Origin of the sequence: Phytoactinopolyspora endophytica (assembly GCF_004138495.1) — a bacterium.
GTDB classification, from domain to species: domain Bacteria; phylum Actinomycetota; class Actinomycetes; order Jiangellales; family Jiangellaceae; genus Phytoactinopolyspora; species Phytoactinopolyspora endophytica.
Genome location: NZ_ML142870.1, coordinates 113,863 through 120,678, shown reverse-complemented (window position 1 = coordinate 120,678; position 6,816 = coordinate 113,863). Strand labels below are relative to the sequence as shown.

The following is a 6,816-nucleotide window of genomic DNA, read 5'->3' as shown; positions in this document are numbered from 1 at the left end:
GTCCGGTGAGCTCGCGAGCGTACCGGAGGTGACTGCGCAACCTGTCGGCGACGAAGTCGGCCAGCTCCCGTACCACGTGCCGCCGCCGTGGCCATGCGATGGGCGTGGTCTGGATGGGCTGGCCGAACACAAGGTCGATACCGCTACGCAGCCGCGGCAGGCTGCTGGTCGACTTCGTCGACGTGCGTACGCCCAGGCCGGCCACCGGAACGATCGGTGCGCCGGTGCAGAGCGCGAGGTAGGCGGCACCGGGCCGGACAACGCTGAAATCGCCTGCGCCTCGGGTGCCCTCCGGGTAGACGGCGAGTACGTCGCCGCGATCCAGCACGGCGAGGCAGTTCTTGATCGCTCGGAGGTCGTAGCAGGACCGGTCGATCGGGATCTGGCCGATCATCCGCAGCCCCCACCTGAGCGGCCCGACGAACATCTCTTCTTTCGTGAGCGCGTGGACGGGTCTCCTGACGACGCCGTACAGGAGCGGACCGTCCAGGATGCTGGTGTGGTTCGCGGCGAGAATGACCGGGCCCTCGCCCGGAACGAGGTCGTCACCGTGCAGCCGGATGTTCCACGCTGTACGTACGACGGCCGACGCCACGGGACGAAACGCCCGCGCGCCACGAGACCCCGGCCCGGGGACGTCATGCCAGAAGTTGTCCTTCGCCACGCCTCGTTATCCTGCCATGCGGTGGCGACAGCGACGGCCGGTCTCAAGGCTTCGTGGCCCACGGCACACAGTGCCCCTCGACCCGGCGGCCTGTCGCGGTCGGTCTCAGCGGAACACGTCGGCGTTCTCCTGTGCCCATTGCCGAAAGGTCCGTGGCGGCCGGCCCGTGACGTCCTCGACCGTGGTGCGCACGTCGGGCCGGACCGCGACCCACACGGCGAGGAAGTAGTCCACGACCATGGCCGGGGCGTATTCGGCCAGCTCCTGGCGTTGCCTGCTCGACGGGTAGTTCTTCGAAGGCGAGGTCGCGGCCGATCGCTTCGCCGATCTGGCGGACCTGCTCTGGCAGCGTGAGCGCTTCCGGTCCGGTCAGTTCGTAGGTCTTGGCGTGGTGGCCGTCCTCGGTCAGCGCGGTGAACGCCACTGATGCGATGTCGGCGGGGTGGATGACCGGGACTGCTGTGGCGGCGAAAGGTGCGCGCACGACGCCTTCGCGGAACATGGGAAGCCAGCCCAGAGAGGGCATGGTCGAGGCGAAGCCCTGCGGCCGCAGGATGGTCCACTCGAACTCATGGGCGCGCACGGCGTCCTCGATTCGGCGGAACTCTGCGCTGACGGGGGAGTCAGACAGGTCGCCGGCCGAGAACGAGGACAGCAGCACCACGCGCCGTACGCCGGAGCGGGCGGCTTGCTCAAGAATCGGTCCTTCGTTCGCCGGGCAAGATGTACGTGAGCAGGCCACCGACGAAAAGCCGCGTCGCCGCGTCTATGTCATCGATGCGGATCACTCCGGACCGGCGCGCTTGTTCCAACTGGTCCGTGACGACCGGGCGGATGGTGCCGGTGATGGTCTGAGCCCACAGCTGACCGATCTCTGGAACTCTGGGGGAGTCGGCGATGATGACCCGAGTCAGGTCCAGGTAGTCGCTACCGCAGACCGCACCGAGCAAGCCCGAGGCCATGTCCGTCAGGGCCTCTCGCAGTTCGGGCAGCGAGTTGACCGGCCGGCCGCGCTCCGGAACGGTTTGATCGCGATTCAGCTCTCTCAACAGCGACGATAGGACGTCGATCATGAGCTGCTCTTTACTTCGGTAATACGCGTACAGCGTTTGTTTCGAGACTCCGGCGGCTTTCGCGATCGCATCGGTTGTCGCGCCCGCGAATCCTTCGGCCAGAAAGACACGAGTGGCTCCGCGGTGAATCTGCGCCAGCTTGGCCTCGCTACGCGATAACTTATGGAGCGCCCGTCGGTAAACCGTCCGACGACCTCAGCGTGACGGTTCAGAACCATCCCAGATCTTGAACCGCGCCGATGGTGAGCATGGCGCCGAGTATTCCGAGCAGCCATGCCATGTCGCCGGTGTTGCGGGTGAACCAACCCTCGATCCGGCGCAGCAGCCGCTCGACCCGGGAGTGCGCGAGCACCCTGAGGTAGGTCAGGATCAGCGCGGGGAGAATCATGACGATGCAGTATCCGGCGAGCACGGCCCCGTTCAGCGGCCAGCCCGGTCCCTCGGCGGTGACCAGACCGATCGCGCCGATGTACGGCAGCATGGTGGCGACCTCCAGCGCCCCCGCGGCCAGCGCCATCCATATCAGCGGCATGGTGGTGACGCGCGTCGCGGCGCCGCCGGCCGTGCCGGGCTGCTCTTCCGAACCACCCTGCGCGGTGCCGTCCTCCGCCACTCCCATCGCCCGGGAGCGCCAGCGCTGCAGCCGTCCGGGTGCGGCAGACCGCGCACCCTCGCCTGGTTCAGCCGTCTCGTCGTCGCGCGAACGCCGCGTCCTGGCCACGATGAATCCGCAACCCACCAGCATCAGGACGCCGATCACCAGCCGTAACAGAGTCTCGCCGTCGACGTCGAACGCATCCTGGGCCCGCTCGAGCAGGACATGGGCCCCCAGCGCGAGCACGGTCCCGACGGCGAAGTAGAACCCCGCGATGGTGCCGAGATAGACGAGCATGCGACTGACCCGCACCCGTCCCGGCGAGAGCAGCAGCCAGACCGGGATCACCAGGGTGCCGATGCTGGTCGAGTCGATCAGGGCGAGCACCAACAGTGCGAGAGCCAGCGTGCCGGCGGACGCGCCCGCGAGCTCGAAGGCGCTGTCGGCCATGAGGACGTCGCCGATATTCATGGTCACGAGCTTCCCGGACCGGATCCGGCCGCGGCATCCACCGGACGAGTGATCCTCCCACCTGGGCATCTAGCCGCGCGTACATCCTTCGAATGACGTGGTTCGTCGCTCTGGTCTGCTGAGATGGTGTCTGTGGAGGTCGATGATGCGGCCGCGCGGACGTCCGTGAGCGATACGGCAGACGCGCCGACGCCGAAGCGCGGAGTGCGGCTGGCGCTCGACGCGGTCGCGTACGGCCCCACGGGGGCATCCAGCCCGCGCGGCGTCGCGGGCAGCGTGGTCGGCCTGTTCAGCGTAGGCGTCATTCTGCTGATGCTCGGGGTGACCGATCTCTGGTCGGTCCCCGACGAGCTGGGCATCCAGGGCTGGCCGGAGTGGTGGCACGCGGTGACGCTGGGAGTGATCACGGTCGCGGTCGCCGCGGAGCGCTCCCATCCGGTGGCGGCGCTCATCGTGGGGGCAGTGGCGACGCTGGCCGACATCGCCCTCGGCGGCAGTCTCGGCGTCATGATCATGCTGTGGGAGCTGCTGTACAGCTTCGGCGTCAACGGCAGCGCTCGGGGACGGCGAGTGGTCACCACCACCGTCGTCGCCATCGTCTGTGCGGGGGCCGTGGCCGGGACGGCTGCTGACTCGGACGTCAGCGTGGGGATCCTGGTGGCGCTCCAGCTCGGGGCGATGTTCGGGATGCCGCTGTGGTGGGCGTCGAACGTGCGGCAGAAGAGCGAGCTGGCCGAGCTGGCCGCGCAGCGCGCCGACCTGGAGGGCAGGCGCGCGGATCTGGAGGCGCAACGCGCGGCCGACCTGGAACGCATCGGGGAGCTGCGGCGGAGCGAGGCGGTGCAGGCCGAACGGGCCGTGATCGCGTGTGACCTGCACGATGCGATCGCGTCCCGGCTGTCGACCATCGCCATCCACTCGGCCGCGGCGATCGCGTCACCGGAGCGTGACCAGCAGCCGGTCATGCGGACGGTTCGGTGCGAGGCGCTCGAGGCGCTGCAGGAGATGCGCGCCATGATCGTGGTGCTGCGTTCCGAGCCCGGCCGATCGGCCGAGCAGGGTGCGCAGGCGGTAGTGCCCGGCGGCCTGGAACGTCTGCCGGAGCTGGTCGAAGGAGGCCGGCTTGGCGGCTTGCGCGTGCTGCTCGACCTGCCGGACCGGTGGGAGGATACGATCGGCACGCTGCCGGTGGCGGTCGGGCAGGCCGCCTACCGCATCATCCAGGAGGCGCTGGCCAATGTGATGAAACATGCGCCCAGGGCGGCGGTGACGGTCGCCGTACGGCTCGAAGACGACGACGCGCTGCGCGTCGTCGTCGAGAACTCGCTCTCCAAGGCGTCCGGGGGCGACGATGACACCGCGGATACCAGGTCCGATCTGGACACCGATTCCGTCGTGGACGACCATCCCGCCCTGTCCGCCGGCACCGGTCTGGTGACCATGCGGGAGCGCGCGGAGGCTCTCGGCGGGTGGTTCGCCGCCGGGCCTGGTCGTCTTCCGGGTCCCGACGACGTCGACGGTGGCATCCTCGACGATGGCACGACGCGCACGTGGCGTGTTCAGGCGGCGCTGCCGACCGGCGGCCACATCAGGAGAACGGGCGGGGCAGCGTGAGCGAAGGGCGTCTCGAGGATCCGGCGCACGAACCGTCGTCGGCGGGCGGTCGGCCGTCCGGCGAGAACGACGGTCCGGCGCCCAGCCGGATACGGGTCCTGCTGGCCGACGACCACGAGCCGATCCGTACCGCCCTGCGGTTCGTCCTCGATGGCGCGGACGACATCGAGGTGGTGGGGGAGGCCGCCGATGGGAGCGTCGCGGTGACCAACGCCCGGTCTCTGCGGCCGGACGTCGTCCTGATGGACGTGCGGATGCCCAACGTCGACGGGATCGGCGCGACCCGCGAGATCGTCCGGGACCAGCTGGCCGACGTGCTGGTGCTCACCACCTTCGACCTGGACGAGTATGTCTTCGGAGCGTTGCGTGCGGGGGCGGCCGGTTTCCTGCTCAAGACGGCCGAGCCGGCGGAGATCCTGGCGGCCGTGCGGCGGGTGGCCGCGGGCGACGGCGTCGTCGCACCTGAGGTGACCCGCCGGGTACTCGCGGCGCTGGCCTCGCCCGGGACCGACGAGCACGACGACGGCAGCGACCAGGCGCGAGCCGCGGATCGCCTGACCGAGCTGACCGCTCGTGAGCGCGACGTGCTGGCCGCGCTGGGCGCCGGCCTGTCCAATCAGGAGATCGCCGCGAAGCTGGTCATCACCGAGGCGACCGCCAAGACGCACGTCTCGCGCATCCTCACCAAACTCGGCTGCTCCAGCCGGGTGCAGGCCGCGATCCTGGCCCGCGAGGCCGGCGTCATTCCTTGATCACATACGAGTTCAGGGCGCCAGGGGCCACCAAACTCGTATCTGATCGACTGGATCCGTGGTCTCTAGAACGTGAAGCCGGTGGGGAAAGGGTCCGTCGGGTCGAGCATGTACTGGCCGATGCCGGTGACCCAGGCGCGTCCGGTGATGGCCGGCACCACAGCGGCTCGTCCGGCGACGGTGGTCTCGCTGACCAGCCGGCCGATGAACCGCGACCCGATGAACGACTCGTTGACGAAGTCGCGTCCCAGCGGCAGGTCGCCACGCTCCCACAGCTCGGCCATCCGCGCCGATGTGCCGGTGCCGCACGGCGACCGGTCGAACCAGCCCGGATGGATGGCCATGGCGTGCCGCGAATGCTCAGCCGTCGAGCTGGGTGCGATGAACTCGACGTGGTGGCAGTGGTCCACCCCGGCGATCTCCGGATGATGCGGCGGAGCCTGCTCGTTGATGGCGCGCATGATCGCCAGTCCGGCTTCGAGGATGTCGTGCTGCCTCGCAAGGTCGAACGGCAGGCCGACCTTGTCCAGTTCCACCATCGCGTAGAAGTTGCCTCCGAAGGCCAGGCTGTACGGCACCGTGCCCAGGTGGGGAACGTCGATCGTCTCGTCCAGCCGCTCGGCATAGGAAGGCACGTTCTCGATCGTCACCGAGTCGGCGTGCCCGTCGCTGACATCGACCCGCGCGACGACGAGCCCGGCCGGCGTGTCCAGCCGGATCGTGGTCACCGGCTCGGTGACCTCCACCATCCCCGTCTCCACGAGGACGGTCGCCACGCCGATGGTGCCGTGCCCACACATCGGAAGGCAGCCGGAGACCTCGATGTACACCACGCCCCAATCCGCATCGGGCCGGGTGGGCCGCTGCAGGATCGCACCGCTCATGGCGGCGTGTCCTCGCGGCTCGTTCATCAGCATCAGCCGGATGTGGTCGAGGTTCTCCATGAAATGCAGGCGTTTGTCGTTCATGGTGGCGCCGGGGATCTCCCCGACGCCACCGGTGACGACGCGCGTCGGCATCCCCTCGGTGTGCGAGTCGACGGCGGTGAAGAGCCTGGTGGAACGCATACGGCTACGCCTCGCGGGCCGCGAGATAGTCGAGCGCTCGGGCAGCGTCCGCCCGGACACCGGCCTCATGCTCCGGGGTCAGCGGGCCACGCGGCGGGCGGGTCGGGCCGCCGTAGCTGTGCCCGCCGATGTCGATCACCAGCTTGATCGACTGGACGAACTCGGTGCGCGAGTCCCATCGGAAGACGGCGACCAGGTGCCGGTAGATCTCCCTGGCCTCGGCGATCTTCCCTGCCATGACCAGATCATAAATCTCGGCGGACTCCTTGGGGAATGCGTTCGGGAACCCGGCGAACCACCCCACCGCACCGTCGACCAGCGACTCGAACAGCACATCGTCGGCCCCGGCGACGACGGCGATGTCGGAGTGCTCCTGGATCTCCAGGACCCGCCGCACGTCGCAGGAGAACTCCTTGACCGCGACGACCTCCGGGATCTCGGCGAGCCGGGCCAGCAGCGCCGGCGTGAGATCGACCTTCGTGTCGATCGGATTGTTGTAGGCCATGATCGGCATGCCGACTTCGGCGACCCGGGCGTAGTGCTCGACGATCTCGTCCTCATTGGCCCGGTACAGCGTGGG

8 protein-coding genes and 1 pseudogene are annotated in these 6,816 nt (G+C 69.0%); 2 read left to right on the top strand and 7 right to left on the bottom strand.

Features of this window, described 5'->3' with window-relative positions:
• The 5 genes and pseudogenes from ELR45_RS30035 to ELR45_RS30020 all read right to left on the bottom strand — a co-directional run.
• Window positions 1-664 (bottom strand): lysophospholipid acyltransferase family protein (locus tag ELR45_RS30035; protein ID WP_205857548.1); only part of this gene is annotated, 664 nt, incomplete at its 3' end.
• A gap of 43 nt (window positions 665-707) precedes the next feature.
• The gene (locus tag ELR45_RS30030; protein WP_165368234.1) at window positions 708-1,328 is read right to left on the bottom strand and encodes an SDR family oxidoreductase; all 621 of its coding nucleotides are present in this window, start codon (window positions 1,326-1,328) and stop codon (window positions 708-710) included.
• Between the two features lie 28 nt (window positions 1,329-1,356).
• Window positions 1,357-1,737: a TetR/AcrR family transcriptional regulator C-terminal domain-containing protein gene (locus ELR45_RS30025; RefSeq protein WP_165368233.1), complete on the bottom strand. Its 381-nt coding sequence runs from the start codon at window positions 1,735-1,737 to the stop codon at window positions 1,357-1,359.
• A 6-nt stretch (window positions 1,738-1,743) separates the two neighbouring features.
• Window positions 1,744-1,866, bottom strand: a pseudogene (locus ELR45_RS43085) (helix-turn-helix domain-containing protein); the annotation flags it as partial.
• 79 nt (window positions 1,867-1,945) lie between these two features.
• Window positions 1,946-2,803 carry a GAP family protein gene (locus ELR45_RS30020; RefSeq protein ID WP_165368232.1) on the bottom strand — a complete coding sequence of 286 codons (858 nt, stop codon included), beginning with the start codon at window positions 2,801-2,803 and terminating at the stop codon, window positions 1,946-1,948.
• Window positions 2,804-2,935: 132 nt separating this feature from the next.
• Between ELR45_RS30020 and ELR45_RS30015 the strand changes: the two genes are divergently transcribed.
• Window positions 2,936-4,417, top strand: coding sequence for a sensor histidine kinase (locus tag ELR45_RS30015; protein ID WP_165368231.1), 1,482 nt, complete (start codon window positions 2,936-2,938; stop codon window positions 4,415-4,417).
• An 89-nt stretch (window positions 4,418-4,506) separates the two neighbouring features.
• Entirely contained in the window at window positions 4,507-5,169 is a 663-nt protein-coding gene (locus ELR45_RS30010; RefSeq protein WP_129669581.1) for a response regulator, read from the top strand.
• Between the two features lie 65 nt (window positions 5,170-5,234).
• Here ELR45_RS30010 and ELR45_RS30005 read toward each other — a convergent pair whose 3' ends face one another.
• Window positions 5,235-6,236: a proline racemase family protein gene (locus ELR45_RS30005; RefSeq protein ID WP_129669561.1), complete on the bottom strand. Its 1,002-nt coding sequence runs from the start codon at window positions 6,234-6,236 to the stop codon at window positions 5,235-5,237.
• A 4-nt stretch (window positions 6,237-6,240) separates the two neighbouring features.
• On the bottom strand, window positions 6,241-6,816 hold a 576-nt coding region (locus ELR45_RS39635), incomplete at its 5' end, for a dihydrodipicolinate synthase family protein (protein WP_205857547.1).

Coding starts and splice junctions, on each gene's coding strand:
- ELR45_RS30020 (WP_165368232.1), bottom strand. CDS start 2,803: ATGAATATCGGCGACGTCCTCATGGCCGACAGCGCCTTCGAGCTCGCG.
- ELR45_RS30025 (WP_165368233.1), bottom strand. CDS start 1,737: ATGATCGACGTCCTATCGTCGCTGTTGAGAGAGCTGAATCGCGATCAA.
- ELR45_RS30005 (WP_129669561.1), bottom strand. CDS start 6,236: ATGCGTTCCACCAGGCTCTTCACCGCCGTCGACTCGCACACCGAGGGG.